Genomic DNA, 18,199 nt, shown 5'->3' with positions numbered 1-18,199 from the left:
ACACGAAGATTCCAGAGTAGAGTGGGGCGTTAACGAAAACAACCAGCGCCATAGAATCAGTATAAACCTGATCTTCAATCAGTCTAAACCAATAACGGATACTATTTAGTGAGAATTTGACAGGCCTCAAACAAAATGTTGTAAAAACTACAGAATTGGATGTGTAATCGATGTTTTGTTGCGCCAGTCGCACGAGAATGATGTTTGAGTTACATCAAAACGAAAAAAAATTTCAAATTGATGTAACTCTTTCGGGCCATTAAGACGATTGGATATTAGTGACCACCTGCTGAATTCTTTCCATCAAATTTGGTGCTTGCTTGGCGATTTCACGCTGTTCATCAAGCACCGAACTCAAAATTTCTTTGGTCGTCAGCGGATTTGCCAAAACCACTCGGAACACAATCGTGTTCATGCGCTGCCATTGGTCTGGGTTCAGCCTTGTACGTGAAACAAACGATTTGCCCGTTTCACGCTGACGCTTTTGAATAAACTGTGTTAATTCATTAATCAGTTCATTCAGTTGTTCTTTTTGTGAACCTTCCGCTTTTGCTAATGCCTCACGGATGAATGGCGGCAAGTAGCGGTATGTGAGCAGACAAAGCTCTGGTTCAGAAACCAATTCGAAATCATCTTGCTGCTTGATTAAATCTGCAAAGTAGCGAGCTTTTTCAATGCTTTGGTCTATCAGCAGCTCATAGCCAGGGCGGCTGATGATGTGCATTGCGGCATAGACTAACATTGCCATGCCCGAACGAGAGCCTTCTAATGTATGGCTGCCTAGGTCTTTTGAGCCTTTACGCAAGATATATTGAGCGTGATGCTCTATGGATTTCATTGCGTCAGGATCTTTGAACAGAACCATACCAGCGCCCATCGGGATGTAGAGTTGCTTGTGCGCATCAATGGTTACTGAGTCTGCCATTTCCACACCGTTAAGAAGGTGACGGTGGTGATTAGACATAAGTGTTGCGCCACCCCATGCGGCATCCACATGGAAATGACAACCGTGAGCTTGGCAGACTTCTGCGATTTCAGGTAGCGGGTCGACATTACCTGTCTCTGTTGTACCAGCTACACCAATAACAGCAATAGGCTTGATGTTTTGTTTCTCTAGTTCAACAATTTTCGCTTTAAGGTCGTCGACAATAATACGGTTGTTGGCATCCGTTTTAACCGCAACCAAGCCTTCTTGACCTAAACCTAGTACATCGGCTGCTTTCTTAAGGGAGTAGTGACCACGCTCAGACACCAATACCGCTAAGCCATCGTAGCCATAATGCTTCATGGCTTTAAATAGGCCTTCTTTCTCAACGCCTTTAAATGAACCATTGGCTCTTAACGCCTTGTTACGTGCTACCCAAAGTGCAGTGATATTGGCAATGGTACCGCCGGAGCAAAATGCGCCCAATGAGTGGTTTGCGCTATGCATCCACTGATCGTAAAACGTATCGCTCTGACCATAGATCAAGCGATGTAGCATGCCCAAAACTTGACGTTCAAGCGGGGTAAAGGCTTTAGAAGTCTCTATCTTTACCAGGTTTTGGTTTAAGGCGATCATGATCTTTGACAGTGGCATCAAGAAATAAGGCAGCGCCGATGTCATATGACCAATGAAGCTTGGTGAAGAAGTGTGAACGGAGTGCGACACCAAAGTGTCGAGTAAGTGTTCTGTATGATCTGACACGAACTCTGGCTGCTCAGGAATCTGAGCAGAAGAAAAGTCTTTTTCGATTTCGCGTAAAGGCTTTTCTTCTGCCACGATGTGTTCACGAAGAAATTGATTTAGATTTCGCGAGAGGCTCTCGTCAATTTTGGTTAACGTTGAGTCAGGACCTTCTGGGACAGTGAAGATCTTTAGCAAGCTCTCAAAGCTAACGTCAGCGGTTTTTTGTTCCTTAACCATAGCAAAGAATCTTTGTAGTTATTTTGGTAATGCGAGCGGCACAATCTAAACTAAAACGGGCGCAAAGTCCCGTTTTAATTGTTGAAACCCATGTTGCTGAAATGAAAATTTTAGGTGAGGGCTACAATCTTCGCATTAAAAAATCGTTGATTTTAATGTGTTAAAACACTCGGCGTTTTCGAGCATCCTCAACGATTAATTAATCACACTTCTGCTTTTCAATCTTCTCTATTGACTGATTGTACTTATTAAGCGCGGTATCAATTTGTTGTGGATGGCTAAGCAGGTCGGCGAATGCTGAACGGAGTTCGTAGTTTTTTGGATGGTTAGTCGATTGACGGTCACTAAACGTTTGTTTTGCAACTTCACCTAACTTATCACTTCGGCTTGCTAGCTGCTTAACGTCGTGTTGTTCTAACTTTAGCCATGCTTCGATTGGCTGTTCTGTTGCAACACGGCTAGGATCGTTCTCTAGAAAATAGTGCACTGCTTCACGGTTTAATTCAAAGTGATGTTTACGGCCGTCCAAGAACCACTGGCTAACTTCTTTTAGATCTGGATACTGGGTAACCGTCAAATCGACAAGATCTTGATACCACTGTAGTGAGGCATCAACATAGCCGTCGTATTTGCTTGCAAGACATTGTTGATCTGCGGCAAACGTAAAAGTTGAGCTTGTAGCGAGGAGCGCGGCAACGACAAAGCGTTTCATTCTTCTTCCTTCTAGTTGTTATCCCTTTATTAACGCAAGGCACATAAGTTGATGTTTCACCCTTCTTTCTCTTTAGTCGTGATAAATAATTGGGCTAATTGACAAAAAGAAAGCGGATTATTGCCAAAATCTTGATCACTTTGACGTTAACTGGGTATTTGAATTTTTGCCGTATTGTAATGGATGTTAAAGCGAAAACCTGAGATCTAGCTAGCAAGTGATACAAAGAAAAGCATCATAACTGGTACCAGTAAACTCAAAATAAACCCACTAACGATGGCAACTGGGACACAACGCACACCACCTGTAGTCTGAATAACAGGTAGGGTAAAGTCCATCGCTGTTGCCCCTGCATAACCAATTGCTGTGCACGGATAGCTACGAATAAAGAGAGGAATGGCTACCAGCGCGACCAGCTCTCTCATCAATTCGATCAGGAAAGATGCCCCCCCAAACACGGGGCCAAAAGCGTCTCCCATCAAAATTCCTGCGAGTGAATACCAGCCAAACCCTGAAGCCATCGCTAGGGCTTGATAGAGAGGAAGGTCCAAAAGTATCGCTGCAATAACGCCACCAAGCATACATGTTGCGATCACAACTGCCGCAATGGCCATACCCTGTTTATTTAATAGAATTTGGCGAAGAGTAAGACCACTATTGCGAAGCTGAATACCAATAAAAAATAGGAGCAGGAAGAGTATCCATTCGCTCGCTGTATCCACCCAACTTAAATCGATGGGTAACAGCAGACCAACTACTAGCCCGCCACCAACGACAACAATCAGCTTTACTGATTCTAAAGCCATCGAGGATAGTGGCAGCTTCTTTTGATTCTGATTGGTCTGGAGAGGAATAATCCTATCGATAATAGGCAGCGCCAACAGATTACAGGTACTTAAACATAAAAAGAAAGTACTCGCATAGAGGAGAATACTCTGTAAGTTGCTACTTAAGTTATCGAGCGCTGCTAGGCTAAGTCCCATCAACGACAAAATGACGTAAATAAGGTAGGACGTTGATTGATTGATCTTCTCCAGTAACGAGGCTCGAGATATAGGAATTAGATACCCCACAACAAGTGGAGCGAAAATAAATAGCATCCCTGAGAACATAAAGCTCTATGATTCCTTTTTTGAGATAATACCAACACACATAAATCAAATTATTTATCGGTTGAAATTAGAGAGATATTTCACCAAATACCAAACGCTGCTCGGCCTTGAGCGAATCGTTTATCGCGAATTAGGTGTGAGAAAACGATAAATTACAAGCCGCTAGCACTTAGCACTGCACGTATTTGGTCATTGAAGTCAGTATCACTCATATTGCTGAGTTCATACAAGACCTCTGCACCTGTTAAGTTGAATTCAACTTCGTGTTCATCAATGCGTTCATCATGATTGCGGAACATCAATAGGTGATGCGCGATTCTTGCAATGTCTAAATAACTTACTTCCGGTCGCGTTTGCTCGTACTTCTCGTTTGAGGAGACCTCTCTAAAGTCATTGTCAAACCCCCAGCGCTCGAGCACCAGTTTGCTTGTTGCTGAACAACGAGTTTGGAAGATTTGCAACGCAATTTCAGGATCTAGGTAATTGCCTCTATCTAAGTACAGGTGGTACTCGTTAATTAGACAAAACAAACCGATATCGGCTAGCAGACCAACCAGCAATGCTTTTTCTTGCTCCAAGTGCCCATAAGTACCTGGCTCGTGTTTACGAAACGATTGAACCAATATCACCATGACGGCACCGAGTTCTCGGGATACCGCTGCACTTTTCACCAAGATGGCATTACATTCTTTGGTTAAATTTACTGAATGTTTAAGTTGTTCAATCGCTTGTGCGGTAACAATATCACGCACGCGCAGTATACCAAGGCGAGATACCGCGGTAGTTAAGTCGTTGCAGGTAATGTTTCTGCGATTGAAAATTACAGAGTTTGCTACTCGCAGAACGACCGCCGCCAAGCCGGGATCTTCTAACAAACAGTTAGCAACATCTGAAATAGTGGTGTGTTCTTCGACACATAACTGCTGAATTTTAAGCACGACATCAGGAATAGGGGGTAATGAAATCTTACCCGTTGAGATGGACTGTTCTACCAGCTGAGCAAACTCGGATTCCAGTGCGTTTATAAGCTTATCTTTATTATTTGGCAGCCAAAAAAATGATAAATGTTCCATTGTGACGCTGTACTTGAGATCTTTCGTACAGTGTACCCTTACAGCGTATTCTTTATCAATTAAATGCGTATCACGTGCTCGTAATTGCCAGCGAGATCATAATGATGGCGTGTTTTGGGCATGCCGTGCGTCAAAAAAATATCACCACATGAATAAATAAGTGTGAAACTAATCACGTATGCTGAATATATACTTTTTTATATGTGACCTATGTCCTAACTTATTTTTCAACGTTAAGTATGATTAAGCAAGTTGGTGAGCACAACTCACAAAAATATCGCCAACAAATCGACATTTATAATTCGCTATAAGCTGCTGTTTATCTGGTGACATCGCTAATCGGGGTAATTTATTCAGATTAAAGAGGTCAATGGACATGACAGACCAAGCTTTTTTTAAATATGTACGCAACTTTAGTGAGTATCAAAAACGTTCTATGTTCGGTGGTATCGGTTTATTCACCGATGATGCTATGTTTGCGCTTGTCAGCAATGATTGCTGCTACTTACGTGGTGGTAATGGATTGGACGAAGTGTTTACTCAACTGAATTGCGAAAAATATAAGCACGTCAAAAAACAGACGACGGCAACCGTAAATTATTATGACGTAACAGATTTGTTTGAATCCGGATATGCAGGACTCGATGAACTGGTACAAAAATCAATTGAATACTCAATTAAGGAACGAAAATATCAAAAGTCTTCTGCCAGTAGACGTTTGAGAGATCTGCCAAATATGCAGTTAACTCTTGAGCGAATGGTCAAGAAAGCAGGTGTTGATGACGTAGAAACCTTTTTAGAACTTGGACCTGTAAAAGTCTTCAACAAAGTTAAAGTGGCTTATGGCAATGACGTTGATGTTAAGTTGCTTTGGAAATTCGCTGGTGCAACTGACGGTGTTCATTGGAAACTGATTCAAGAGCCGCGTAAAAAGCAGTTATTGGCGCTGTGTGAGTAAGCAAGCTAAACGCACGATGATTGACTCGTTTTGATGGAGTTAGCGGGTCGTAAAGGCAAGTGTTGAAAGCGGAAAAAGGACATTGAAGTTTTTGACCACTTCATTGAGTTAGTCATTAGATTAGACGATTAGACAAAAAAACCGAGGCATGGGCCTCGGTTTTTGTTTTTTAATTTGCTCTTTTCTTAAAGCACAAATCTTAAAACTTAAAACGCGTGGTGAACATTACCTGATCACCATAAAAGTCGTTGATACGCGCTTCAGCACCTAGAGAGAAAAGCTCAGTTGAGTGGAAACGAGCGTATGCTGCACCGGTCCAGTCGTCATCGTTATCAATAGATACGTAGCCGACTTTGCCGCCTACTTCTAATTGAGGACCTAACCATTGACGAACACCTAAGTTCAGTTCCATACCTACGTCAGTGCTGCTATCGCTTGAAGGTTGTACAACGCGCATTAGCATTTCACCTGTAAGGTCAGCCCAGTTGTTTAGTGGCGAATGAAAGCCAAAACCAGCGGCTGAGTCAAAATCACTTTCAAACTCAGAGTCGATACGAGCAATAACATGTGCGTTAGGGTGAATTGATTTGCTGAATCCAGCACCAAATGTCACAGGACTTGCGCCAATACGTGCTTCGAAATAGTCGTAGCTAAAGTTGCTCATAGTTGCTGGCGCATTGCGGTCGTTTGCGGCTAGGGCATGGCTTGATGCCACTAGTAAGGCAGCGGCTAATAGTGTTTTACGCATAACTAACGATAAACCTTGTTCATTATTTCCATGGATTCAAGCAACCACTTGAACCGTAATCTGATTTGTCCGACATCATAATAAAAAGGAAGGTCCACGACCAACAAAAATGTGTCGATGTTTTGTCAATTAACTTAATAGTTAGTTGGTTTAAGCAAAAACTACGCCATATACATAACGTCTAAGAGCATCAATCGGATAAATAGTGATGCTTTTCCATACTCGCGCTATTGCGCGAAATAACGTGGATCAGCTGGCTTTGGTGACATTCAAGCTAGAGCCACGCATATTACTCGCCGAAGCTTGCTCTGCGTTCAGCCATGGCATTGAGGATCGCCTCAGAATCAAGGACTTGAGTCCAAGATAGTAAGTTATCATCATTTGCAATCATAAAAGCAGTAAGCTGAGACACGATTGCTTTTCTCAACTCTTCTCCTCTCCATGGTTTGGCTATGTAATAGTCCAGACTTGCGTTATTGACGGCCTCAACGGTGTCTTCTAAGCCAGCTTGTCCTGTAAGTAAGACTTTGCGGGCCGCTTTTGTGTCACCATTTTGACTGAGTTCGATTAAGAAGCTAATCCCAGTTTGCTCCGGCATAATGTGGTCGCATAAAATGAGCGCAAGCTGAACTTCCTCTTCCGCCATCTCCTCGATCACTTGCCTTGCTTCAGTGACTGATTCCGCTCCCTCGACAATAAAATGTTCCTCAAAGGGAGCGAGATCCTGGAGCACGCTATCCAAGACTTCTCGTTCGTCATCGACACATAAAATTAAATACTTGGTCATATTTCATCTCCTTTTTCGATGACTGGTAACCAGACTGTCATTCGTGTGAACTTGTCGAGCTCTGATTCGACGTCAATCCATCCCTTATGTGCTGTCACGATTTGCTGGCAGATGGACAGCCCAATGCCTAAACCAAAGTTGCCTTCTTTTTTCGTCGTGAAGTTGAGCTCGAAAATGGCATCTCTTTGCGATTCAGGAATGCCACACCCATTATCTTCAAACGAGATAACGGCGTAATGTGTATGATCTTTTTCTGCAAGACGTGTTTGTATTTTTAAAACGCCTTTTTCCGGAAATGCATCAATGGCGTTAGAGACCAAATTCGTCCATACCTGTTGGAGTGCGATTGGTTGACAAAGGATAGGAGGTAAATCCGCATAATCAGTGGAAACCTGATGCATTTTTAGTTTGTTTTCGAAGATCACCAAGGTATCTTCAATACCTTCATGAATATCAGCATAGTGCTGGGTCTCATCATCTGAGCGTGCGTAACCTTTAAGGCTTTTCACCATATCTGCAATTCGCGCAGCACAGACGTTAATCGAGCGAAGAGTGGAACCTGCTTTGTGGTATTGCTCAAGAGTATCGAGAACATGAGAAGACACTTGCTGTTTTTTCGTTAGTTGAGTGAGTAACTCGTGATCTGACTCTAGCCCAAGGTTCACCACTTTCTTAGCCAGTGTTCGGTCTGGAAGGGCATGATTAAGTGCTTTAACGCGTGATCTGAGCTCTGCGGTTGAAGCGGGTTTTGCGGTTTGAGCTTTGCTCAGTAACTCAATGCCTTTGATTTGTATATCGGAACTGGGTACTTCGTTAAGTAATCGTGCAAGCGTATGCGTTAAATTCTCTACGCCCCTCAATATCGCTGCTATCGGATTATTTAGTTCATGCGCCACGCCCGCAACCAACTGGCCGAGCATCGCCATTTTTTCTCTTTCAATGAGTTGCTGGTGGGCAGACTCCAGCGATTCGAGCGTTTTTTGAAGTTGCAGCTTGGTGTTGATGCTTCTTTGTAATCGGCGGTTGAAGTGGCGTAAAAGCAAGTTTGTAAAAAGAGGCAGCAAGTTTGAGTCGCTTTGCATCACTTTATTGAATACGTTGCGATCGAGTTTGATGACCTCTGTCTTTGTCAGCGTTAGGGCTGTCGAGAAAGAACATTCCCCAGTAACAAACGACATGCCTCCGACAATATTACCTTTGTTATGGCGTACAACCTCTCGCTGCATGCCTTGTTCATCGCGCTTGTACAGAGCCACTTCTCCATCGGTAATAAACCACAAAAAGCTATTTGGCTCGCCTTCCACGGTTAATAAGTGTTCAGGTGAGTATGTACGGCACGCTCTTGTTTCGTCGTTATCTTTGAAAAACTGCTGGAGAGCTGAGATCACTTGCTCGGCTAACTCAGCATCAGACATCGAGTGGTAGTCGTGTAAAAAGCCCGCTTGATAATGGCTCATCTGATTATTGATGTGCGCTCGCAACAAGCTGTGATGATCCAATATCTGACTGTAACTTAGCAGGTCTTCTTTACCGTTTCGCAATATAAATTGGGTCAGCTCTTTTTGCACTGTGTTAAATAAGACGTGATCTGGCAAAGGTTTAGTGAGGCAGTGGTCGAGCCTGCCCTCATTAACGGCAGTGAGAATTGCCTCTATATCAGACGAGCAGCTAATAAGAATTTTTCTTGCTTGCTCGGTATGCGGCATCCGGTCTAAACCAATAAGAAAATCCACGCCATTAAAATGAGCGTGATGGCTCGCTATGACTAAAGCAACAGTCTGTTCTCTTTCTTCTAGATACTCTAAAGCGCTTTGAGCCTCTTCTATCGACTCGACAGAAAAGATATCAAATTTACTTGAGAAGGCAGACAGCTCCAATCGAAATTGTTCAGCACTGATTGGGTTGTTGTCGAGACACAACACAGCATAACGATTCACAGATGTTTTAGCTCCGGTTAAAACTTCGCCACGCAAACTTTAACAATAAAAGGACATGATGAGTGGGAGCCAAGTATGATTCCTGATTAATGGACTAGAATAAGCATCAATAGTCTGATTTGTCTCAATGTTTTCTCCGCAGAAGGTTTGGGGTAGACTGACCGAAAATACCTAATAAGTGACGTTATGCAAAATCTTAAAAAAATCGGCGCCATTGGTGGTGCTATCTCATTAGCGCTGTGTTGGCCATTGGCTGTCGGACAAATTGGTCAGTCCATCATTGAAGATGGTATTACCAATATGAATGATGAAATGATTAAAGGCGAAGTGGTCGAGTATCAACGTGGCTATTTGTCTTCAGTCGTGCTGACTCGTTATTCAGTTGTTGATCCTGAGCTTAAAACGCAGCTAGAGCGTGATGGTATGCCAACGACGTTTGACGTAACCAGTGATGTAAGCCACGGTCTAACAAGCCTAACAGCAGATTCAAAATTGGTGGACAATGACTTTTTGCCTCTCACGATGCACAGTCAGACTCAACTAAATGGCAATACGGCATTCACCCTTGACCTAGACAGTTGGCATTATCGTAACGAAGCGCAAGGTGTTTCTGTTTCTACAAGCCCTGCAAAAGTGACAGGGGATGTGACGGTATTGGGTGATCTCAATTACCAAGTTTCTGTTCCTTCTGTTCAAGTGGATTTTGAAAACGGTGAAGAGCTTCATCTGAATGCATTGACAGGTCAGGGTAAAGGTAAGCAAGCAAAAGGCTATTGGCTGGGTGAGCAATCTTTTTCTCTAGAGAAGCTGGATGTGGTTGATTCGAACTTAACGCCTGTCTTTTTGATTGAGAATGCAAGTTACCGCGGCAACACTACGATGAATGAGTCTGGTGATAAGCTGAACAGTCAGCTGAACCTAGATGCTAAGAAACTGCGTTTAACTGATGGTACGGATGTCGATAACTTTAAGGTGGATTTCTCAATTGCAGATGTGGATAGCCAGTCATTTGACCAAATTATGTCTATCTATCAAAGCTCTCCAATGTTAGACGAGCAGGAAATTGCGAGCTTATTGCCGCATGTTGACACGCTGTTTAGCAAAGGCTTTGATTTATCAGTGAATGAGCTTTCACTTGCGTTTGGTGACGGTAAGTTCCATAACGAGTGGCAATTATCCATTCCTAAGGGTACTGACCACATTACTCAAGACCCAATGAAGTTGATGACGGCGACTACTGGTGAGCTCAGCACTTACTTCTCTGACGAATTAGTGACGCACTACCCATTTATTCAAGAAGGAATCGATGAGCTGCTCATCATGGAGTTGATCGAGAAAGTAGAGGGCGGTTATCAACTCAAAGCAGAAATCGGTGAAGGCAAATTGAAGTTCGAAAATGGACATGAGTTCCCATTAGTGGCGCTACTTATGCCTGCCTTGATGCAACAACAGTAGCCAAGTATTGTTGCGGAATTAATCCAATTTAACGCTTAGTCTTTAAAAAGAGGTCGTAAGACCTCTTTTCTTGTTTTTATCGCTGCGAAAACGTGATATTAATTTCGTAATATTTACATAGCAGGAGCAATGAGCATCATGGAACAAAATACGGACAACGTATTTAACTTCAGTGCAGGGCCAGCAGGTCTGCCTAAAGCAGTTATGCAGCAAGCACAAAAGGAACTAATCGATTGGCAAGGTCTTGGCACTTCGGTCATGGAAATCAGCCACCGAAGCAAAGAGTTCATCAAAGTTGCAGAAGAAGCCGAGCAGGATTTACGTGATCTTCTGAATATTCCGGACAACTATAAAGTGCTGTTCTGCCAAGGTGGTGCTCGTGCTCAGTTTGCTGCTGTTCCTCTAAACTTACTTGGTGATGCCGAGACGGCAACTTACATCGACGGCGGTTATTGGGCTGAAAGTGCGGTAGCTGAAGCGAAGAAATACTGCGAGCCAGACGTATTTGATGCAAAAACAGAAATCAACGGAAAAGTAGCCGTTCTACCTGCAAACGAATGGAAAATTGCTCCAGAAGCGGCTTACGTGCATTTCTGTCCAAATGAAACCATTGACGGTATCGAGATTAACGATCTTCCTGTCACCGACAAACCAATCGTTGCTGACATGTCTTCGACGATTCTTTCTCGTGAGATTGATGTATCGAAATACGGTGTGATTTATGCGGGCGCTCAGAAAAACATTGGTCCTTCAGGCATTGCTATCGCTATCGTGCGCGACGACTTGTTAGGTATGGCGAAGCAGGTACTGCCAAGTATCTTGGATTATACTGTTCTGGCTGAGAAAGAATCAATGTTCAACACGCCACCAACCTTTGCATGGTACCTGTCTGGTCTTGTTTTCAAATGGTTGAAGGCGCAGGGTGGGGTAAAAGCGATCGAGCAAGTGAACCGCGCTAAAGCCGCACTACTGTATGATTACATCGATCAGTCTGATTTCTACCGTAATGGCGTGCACTCAGCAAACCGTTCTTTGATGAATGTGCCATTCCAACTTGCGAAACCTGAACTGGATGCGACGTTCCTTGAACTAGCAGATGCCAAAGGGCTGAAATCACTAAAAGGGCACCGAGCCGTTGGTGGTATGCGAGCTTCCATTTATAACGCCATGCCGCTAGAAGGTGTACAAGCGTTAGTCGACTTTATGCAAGAGTTTGAGAAAAACTACGCATAAAATCAAATTCACAGTTATTCATTAAAGCGTCGCAATTGCGGCGCTTTTGTTTATCTCAACTCACATCACTCCAGGAAGGTAAAATGATCAAGGCGAATATTGAAGCGCTGATCAAGCAGTTCCCACTCTTGGCGCCACTTATCGATCTTAAGGAGGTTTGCTGGTTTAACCCAAACATAACCTCTTTAGCAGAAGGTTTGCCCTATGTGGGGCTAGATGAGAAAGATATTCAAGCTGCGAGTGAACGGCTAGCACGATTTGCGCCTTATTTGATGAAAGCGTTTCCCGAAACGGAAGCTTCGCATGGCATCATTGAGTCTTCTGTGGTGGATGTTCCCAAGATGAAAGTGCGTTTGGAGCAGCAATACGACACGCCAATATTGGGCCGTTTAATGCTCAAAAAAGACAGTCATCTGCCAATTTCTGGTTCTATCAAAGCGAGAGGTGGCATTTATGAAGTGCTCACCCATGCAGAAAAGTTGGCGTTTGAAGCTGGCTTACTCTGCGAAACCGATGATTACAGCAAATTGTTCAGCAATGAGTTTCGGCAGTTTTTTAAGCAGTACAGTATTGCGGTTGGGTCAACGGGTAACCTCGGTATGTCCATTGGCATCATGAGTGCAAAGCTTGGTTTTTCAGTCTCGGTTCACATGTCTTCTGATGCGCGGGAGTGGAAGAAAAATAAGCTCCGGTCACATGGCGTCAAAGTGGTGGAGTACCAGCAAGACTATGGTGTTGCCGTTGAGCAAGGTCGTAAAGAAGCTGAGCAAGACCCTAACTGCTTCTTTATTGATGATGAAAACTCGCAGACGTTGTTTCTAGGTTACTCTGTTGCGGGTGAGCGTCTAAAGCAGCAGTTTGATGACTTGAGAATCGTGGTTGATGAGCATCATCCGCTCTTTGTTTATCTACCCTGTGGTGTTGGCGGTGGGCCTGGTGGTGTGGCATTTGGTTTGAAAGTCGCGTTTGGTGATCATGTTCATTGTATTTTCGCAGAGCCAACGCACTCTCCGTGCATGTTGTTGGGCGTGCGTACCGGCTTGCATGACGAGATTGCGGTACAAGATTTGGGTATCGACAACATGACCGCTGCTGATGGATTAGCAGTAGGGCGTGCGTCGGGATTTGTCGGTAGAGCGATGGAAAGGCTAATTGATGGCTTTTACACCATTGATGATGCTCGTATGTATCACCACTTGGGTGAGTTAAGTGAACTAGAAGGCATTAACCTAGAGCCTTCTGCATTAGCTGGTATGGTTGGGGTAGTGCATGTCTCGAATAATCATGCTTATCAGTCTCGAATGCAATTTGACGAAGAAAAACTCAGAAACGCCACGCATCTTGTTTGGGCAACAGGTGGAGGAATGGTTCCGGAAGATGAAATGGCGGCTTATCTCAAAAAATCAGGTCGGTAAATCAGCCCTGTATACGTACTTAACTAGGCAATTGACAATACAGGAATAGCAAAAGGGCTCATCGTTTGATGAGCCCTTCTCGTCACAGAATATCGAATTATAGAGATTGTAATAGCTGGTAGTAACGACCTTTTTGAGCGAGTAGCGTTGGATGATCGCCTTGCTCGATGATCTCACCTTGTTCCATCAAACAGATGCTATCCATGCTTTCTAATTCTATTAGTCGGTGTGTAATGAATATCACTGTCTTATTAGCAAAGTGCTCATTGAAAAGCGCCATCACTTTCTGTTCCGTACGCTTATCGAGACCTTCAGTTGGTTCATCCAAGAGTAGGATTGGGGCATCACGTAGCAATGCGCGAGCAATACCGATTCGGCGTTTCTCTCCACCAGATAACTGACGACCACCGTCGCCTAACCAAGCGTCTAACCCTGGATCCTCAAGAAGGCCACCAAGTTCGACTTTTTGAAGAATCTCAGATAGTCGCTCATCACTTGCTTCTGGAGCGGCCATAAGTAGGTTGTCACGCAGTGTTCCATTCAGTACATCAACGCGTTGACTGACCACTGTCATTGCTTCTCGCAGGTCAGACTCGCTCCAATCTTGCAGTTTTGTACCACCGATTCGAACTTCACCTTGGTTTACATCCCAGTAGCGACAAAGAAGCTGAATCAGTGTTGATTTACCTGAACCTGTTTGACCTACAATCGCTGTTTTAGTGCCCAACGGTAGTGAGAGTGACAAGTCTTTCAGCACCTTTTGCTGACCGTCAGAGTAAGTGAAGTCAATGTTGTCGAATTCAATGTCTAACGTTGTGCCTTTATGTTTCGATTGCTCAGGGAAGACAACGTCCGGTTCAGCCAAAATTACTTCATTTAAACGACGAGCAGAAGTCAACGTTTGACCCAGGTACTGGAACGCGCCCGCAATAGGCATCAAAATTTCAAAACTTGCCATCGTTGCAAATGCAAACAACGCAATCCAAGGATCAGGAGTACGACCTCCTACGCCGTCTGCAGCAAACCAAAGCATCACAACCAGTGTAAGACCGTTCACAAGCATAAGCAGGCCTGAAGCCATGCCCGTTAAATTCGCGTTCACAAACTGATTAGACAACAGCTGCTTTTGCTTCTCTAGAATGAGATTGCGATAACGCTCTTCTGCTCCAAAGATACTCAGTTCGCTGTAGCCTTGAAGCCAGTCCAGAGTCGCCACTCGCAATTGTGCTTTATGATGAGTGAGATTCTCGCCATTACTTTTACCAAGTTTATAGAACAACACTGGCCATACAAACAACATGACGGTAAGAATCGAGCCAAGCAGCAGCGCGAGATGCCAATCAAAGAACGCCAGGACAGCCGTTAAAGTCAATATGCCAAAAATGCCAATCACGACAGGGCTGATAAGTCGAAGATAAACGTGATCCATCGCGTCAACGTCCGCCACTAGGCGGTTGAGCAGATCAGCATCACGCATCGTAGAGACACGACCCGGAATCATTGGTGCAAGTTTCTTAAAGAAGAAGATACGTAGATCGGTAAGTAACTTGAACGTCGCATTGTGGCTGACGACACGTTCCCCCCATCGACCTGCGGTTCGAGCCATTGCAGCGCCGCGTACCCCGGCACCTGGTAACATGTAGTTGAAGGTCTCACGAGCAACCGTCAAGCCTGCCACCGCTGCGGCTGAAATAAACCAACCCGATAGCGTTAATAGGCCAATAGATGCAGCTAAGGTCAGAAATGCCAGTAGCATACCTAGAGAAAGACCAAACCAATGTTTCTTATAGAGTTTTAGATAAGGGAGTAAATCACGCATCTAAGTTCCCCTTGTCTGTTTCACGTTGTGCGAGGTTCGCTTCCAACATGCCTTTAAATAAGCCATCTTCTGTCGACAGTGTGTCGTAATCACCACGTTGAACAATCTGGCCGTCCTGCATAACAAGAATTTGCGATACGCTTTGTAAAGGTGCCAACTGGTGAGTAATCATCAAATTCGTTGTGGCATGTGCGTACTTGTTAATGCCTTCCATGACGAGTTTTTCACTACGAGCATCTAAGCTTGCGGTCGGTTCATCTAATAACCAAAAACGACCATTTTGCAGCATAGCGCGAGCCAACGCTAAACGCTGGGCTTGGCCGACAGATAAACCACCAGAGCGATCAGATATCGGATAATCCAACCCATGCATTTCAACAAACTCAGCAGCGTGAGAGTCATTCAAAACAGAATGAACGTCTGCATCTTGAATGTTGTGTTTGCCTAACGTGACGTTATCTCGAATGCTGCCATGTAATAGCATCGGGTTTTGACCAATCCAGCTTACGGCCTCTCGCCATGTGGCTAGATCCAGTTGTGACAATTCACAACCATTAATCTTCAAGCTACCTTGATAAGGCATGAAACCGAGGATGGTGTTGACCAAGCTTGTTTTACCTGCGCCACTTGGTCCAACTAAAGCCGTACTTTTGTTGGCTTCAAGAGAGAAGGATAGGGGACCTGCGAGCTGCTTACCTTCCGGACTAAAAATGGTTAACTCGTCCGCTTCAATATGGATAGGTCTGTTTTTATCTAACGCTTGGGTACCATCTTTGATTTGATCGACTTCCAAATCCAGAAACTCGACAATGCTTTCTGCTGCGCCAACCGCTTGCTGTTTCGCATGATAGAACGTGCCCAAATCACGTAATGGCTGATAAAACTCTGGCGCAAGAATCAGAATGAACAAACCAGCAAACAGCGTAACACCTGTGCCGTAGTAGCCGAAATCGAGCTCTCCGATATAACTAAAGCCAAAGTAGACGGCGGTAATTGCGATAGAAATGGAAGTGAAAAACTCTAAAACCGCAGAAGATAGAAACGCGATTTTCAGAACGTCCATGGTGCGAGTACGAAAGACTTCCGAAGCACCCTTCAGAGTTTCAGTTTCAGATTTTGTTCTATCGAATAAGCGAATGGTCGTCATTGCTTGCAAGCGGTCATAAAAGTGACCGGACAAACGCTGCATCGCTTTAAAGTTTTTACGGTTTGCTTCTGCGGCTTTCATCCCAACCAGTGCCATGAAAATAGGCACCAGTGGTGCAGTGACTAGGAAGATCAAGCCTGCCGCCCAGTTTACTGGGAATACGACACCCAAAATAATGAAAGGCACTAATACCGATAATGACATCTGAGGCAAGTAGCGAGAGAAGAAATCTTGCATATCTTCTACCTGCTCTAAGATGAGCGTCGCCCAGCTGCCGGCAGGTTTGCCTTTGATGTAAGCGGGCCCAAGTTTATGAACTTTATCTAAAATGAGTTGGCGAATATAAACTCGAATTTGCTCACCGCAACGGTAACCGGCAAGCTCTCGACCCCAGGTACAAGCAGCTCGACCGATAACTGTGCCACCAAGCCCAACAAAATGCCAAATGAGGTCGGCTTTGTCGACTTGGTCAATGATTAACTGGTGCAGAATGGAGGCGATCAGGGCTGCTTGAGCCAATAAAAACACGCTTGAAAGTACGCCTAGGCCTATCGCAATCATAAGCCAGCGCTTGGCTAACTTACTTTGTTGCTTAAGCCACTTATTCAAGCTGCTTTGCTTTTTCTTATCCATCGTGAAGGCTTAATGATAATTGTTTTAATGAGGCGGTAGTATACAAAAGAAAACCCAGCGGGAATACCGCTGGGCTTTAAGGATATGACACAAATGTGAAAAGTTATTTGTCACCAAGTGAGTCTAAGAAACGCTCAGCATCTAATGCCGCCATACAACCTGTACCTGCAGATGTGATAGCTTGACGGTAGTTATGGTCCATAACGTCGCCTGCTGCAAATACACCTTCGATACTAGTTTGTGTTGCGTTGCCTTCTAGGCCAGACTTAACGATGATGTAGCCATCTTTCATGTCTACTTGGCCTTCAAAGATTTGTGTGTTTGGCTGGTGGCCGATCGCAATAAACGCACCCATCACTTCAAGGTCTTCAGTCGCACCTGTGTTGACGTCTTTAATACGAACGCCAGTTACGCCCATGTCGTCGCCAAGTACTTCATCGAGAGTTCGATCGGTATGAAGAACGATATTACCGCTTTCAACTTTATCCATCAGACGTTTCACAAGGATCTTCTCTGCGCGGAATGAATCGCGGCGGTGGATCAGGTGAACTTCTGACGCAATGTTAGATAGGTAAAGTGCTTCCTCAACAGCAGTGTTACCACCGCCCACAACTGCAACTTTCTGATTACGGTAGAAGAAACCGTCACAGGTTGCACAAGCAGAAACGCCGCGACCTTTAAATGCTTCTTCAGACTCAAGGCCAAGGTATTTTGCTGATGCACCTGTAGAAATAATCAATGCGTCACATGTGTACTCGCCAGAATCGCCTTTTAAACGAAATGGGCGTTGTGATAGTTCTACTTCGTTGATGTGATCAAACACGATTTCAGTTTCGAAACGCTCGGCGTGCTCTTTCATGCGATCCATCAATGTAGGACCTGTCAGACCTTCAGCGTCGCCGGGCCAGTTTTCAACTTCAGTAGTGGTGGTTAGCTGACCACCTTGTTGCATTCCCGTCACAAGCACAGGGTTTAGGTTGGCACGCGCTGCGTAGACGGCAGCTGTGTATCCTGCTGGACCAGAACCAAGAATTAATAGTTTACAATGTTTTACGTCGCTCATTATGGCTCCAAAAAGGGCTGAACATTTCCCTCGATTGTATGGAAATTCTTAGTGCTTTAAAAGCATAAACAACGATTGTGATCGAATAATTGGTTATAGATTAGAACCCACTAAAGATTGATAAAGAACGTTGACTTCTAGCATAAAATTCTATTCGTAGTAGAGAAGTCTAGTTTCAAATATCGCCAAAGCGCAAAACTG

14 protein-coding genes are annotated in these 18,199 nt (G+C 44.3%); 4 read left to right on the top strand and 10 right to left on the bottom strand.

The genetic code is table 11. From position 1 onward, the window contains the following. Positions 1-259: 259 nt before the first annotated feature. From panP to NB463_RS13240, 4 genes are all read right to left on the bottom strand, one after another. A complete protein-coding gene (gene panP / locus NB463_RS13255; RefSeq protein WP_225461573.1) occupies positions 260-1,906 on the bottom strand; it encodes a pyridoxal-dependent aspartate 1-decarboxylase PanP in 1,647 nt (548 codons plus the stop codon). 199 nt (positions 1,907-2,105) lie between these two features. Beyond that, a complete protein-coding gene (locus tag NB463_RS13250) occupies positions 2,106-2,618 on the bottom strand; it encodes a hypothetical protein (protein ID WP_012841922.1) in 513 nt (170 codons plus the stop codon). A gap of 206 nt (positions 2,619-2,824) precedes the next feature. Then, positions 2,825-3,730 carry a lysine exporter LysO family protein gene (locus NB463_RS13245; RefSeq protein ID WP_006742620.1) on the bottom strand — a complete coding sequence of 302 codons (906 nt, stop codon included), beginning with the start codon at positions 3,728-3,730 and terminating at the stop codon, positions 2,825-2,827. Between the two features lie 152 nt (positions 3,731-3,882). Then, entirely contained in the window at positions 3,883-4,803 is a 921-nt protein-coding gene (locus tag NB463_RS13240) for an HDOD domain-containing protein (protein WP_048626253.1), read from the bottom strand. A gap of 370 nt (positions 4,804-5,173) precedes the next feature. On the opposite strand from NB463_RS13240, the gene NB463_RS13235 reads away from it, so the two are divergent. Continuing rightward, positions 5,174-5,761, top strand: coding sequence for a TfoX/Sxy family DNA transformation protein (locus NB463_RS13235; RefSeq protein WP_005393210.1), 588 nt, complete (start codon positions 5,174-5,176; stop codon positions 5,759-5,761). Positions 5,762-5,960: 199 nt separating this feature from the next. On the opposite strand, the gene NB463_RS13230 is transcribed toward NB463_RS13235, so the two are convergent. The 3 genes from NB463_RS13230 to NB463_RS13220 all read right to left on the bottom strand — a co-directional run bounded on the left by NB463_RS13230 (position 5,961) and on the right by NB463_RS13220 (position 9,233). Next, positions 5,961-6,509: a hypothetical protein gene (locus NB463_RS13230; RefSeq protein ID WP_005393208.1), complete on the bottom strand. Its 549-nt coding sequence runs from the start codon at positions 6,507-6,509 to the stop codon at positions 5,961-5,963. 289 nt (positions 6,510-6,798) lie between these two features. Then, positions 6,799-7,296 (bottom strand): response regulator, encoded by a 498-nt coding sequence (locus tag NB463_RS13225; RefSeq protein WP_012841921.1) that lies wholly within the window; start codon positions 7,294-7,296, stop codon positions 6,799-6,801. Further along, a complete protein-coding gene (locus NB463_RS13220) occupies positions 7,293-9,233 on the bottom strand; it encodes an ATP-binding protein (protein ID WP_053807505.1) in 1,941 nt (646 codons plus the stop codon). Before NB463_RS13220 ends, NB463_RS13225 begins: the two co-directional genes overlap by 4 nt. A gap of 186 nt (positions 9,234-9,419) precedes the next feature. Between NB463_RS13220 and NB463_RS13215 the strand changes: the two genes are divergently transcribed. From NB463_RS13215 to NB463_RS13205, 3 genes are all read left to right on the top strand, one after another. Further along, on the top strand, positions 9,420-10,688 hold the full coding sequence (locus NB463_RS13215) for a YdgA family protein (protein WP_258431260.1): 1,269 nt from the start codon (positions 9,420-9,422) through the stop codon (positions 10,686-10,688). 138 nt (positions 10,689-10,826) lie between these two features. Then, complete coding sequence (gene serC, locus NB463_RS13210) at positions 10,827-11,921, top strand: 3-phosphoserine/phosphohydroxythreonine transaminase (RefSeq protein WP_258431259.1); 1,095 nt, start codon at positions 10,827-10,829, stop codon at positions 11,919-11,921. Between the two features lie 83 nt (positions 11,922-12,004). Then, positions 12,005-13,336 (top strand): D-serine ammonia-lyase, encoded by a 1,332-nt coding sequence (locus NB463_RS13205; protein WP_258431258.1) that lies wholly within the window; start codon positions 12,005-12,007, stop codon positions 13,334-13,336. A gap of 97 nt (positions 13,337-13,433) precedes the next feature. Here the strand turns inward: NB463_RS13205 and cydC are convergent, their stop codons facing one another. The 3 genes from cydC to trxB all read right to left on the bottom strand — a co-directional run bounded on the left by cydC (position 13,434) and on the right by trxB (position 17,998). Continuing rightward, positions 13,434-15,155 (bottom strand): heme ABC transporter ATP-binding protein/permease CydC, encoded by a 1,722-nt coding sequence (gene cydC, locus NB463_RS13200; protein ID WP_258431257.1) that lies wholly within the window; start codon positions 15,153-15,155, stop codon positions 13,434-13,436. Next, a complete protein-coding gene (gene cydD / locus NB463_RS13195) occupies positions 15,148-16,935 on the bottom strand; it encodes a heme ABC transporter permease/ATP-binding protein CydD (protein WP_258431256.1) in 1,788 nt (595 codons plus the stop codon). Before cydD ends, cydC begins: the two co-directional genes overlap by 8 nt. 103 nt (positions 16,936-17,038) lie before the next feature. Continuing rightward, entirely contained in the window at positions 17,039-17,998 is a 960-nt protein-coding gene (gene trxB / locus NB463_RS13190) for a thioredoxin-disulfide reductase (RefSeq protein ID WP_258431255.1), read from the bottom strand. Between the last annotated feature and the right edge of the window lie 201 nt (positions 17,999-18,199).

The sequence above is a fragment of the Vibrio sp. RM-41-2B genome (assembly GCF_024744415.1).
GTDB classification, from domain to species: domain Bacteria; phylum Pseudomonadota; class Gammaproteobacteria; order Enterobacterales; family Vibrionaceae; genus Vibrio; species Vibrio diabolicus.
Note: the sequence above shows the minus strand (reverse complement) of the source record. Positions and strands in the feature narration are given on the sequence as shown.